The sequence below is a fragment of the Idiomarina sp. Sol25 genome, from assembly GCF_033052775.1.
GTDB lineage: Bacteria > Pseudomonadota > Gammaproteobacteria > Enterobacterales > Alteromonadaceae > Idiomarina.
In genome coordinates, this window is sequence record NZ_JAUPEW010000102.1 from 1 (window position 1) to 279 (window position 279).

General features: G+C 68.1%; 1 pseudogene. It reads left to right on the forward strand.

The window, feature by feature from the left end:
- Positions 1-279: pseudogene (locus Q5L94_RS13640) on the forward strand (purine nucleoside permease); the annotation flags it as partial.

Sequence of the window (279 nt, forward strand, 5' to 3'; positions counted from 1 at the left end):
GACACACCACTGAAAGACTCCGAGTCGGCGCGCAAGTACCGCCTGCGCTACCCCGACGCGGCGGCCCGCCGCGCGCCCTTCGTCGGCACCGGCACGCACATGACGGGCGACACCTTCTTCCATGGTCCCGGCATGTCGAAGCAGGCGCAGTACATCGCCAAGCTCTACGGCGCGGACGACTACGTCATCACCGAGATGGAGGCCGCCGCCATCACGCTGGTCATCAAGCGCACCCACGGCACCGACCGCGTGATGAGCCTGCGCGGCGCGGTCAACTTC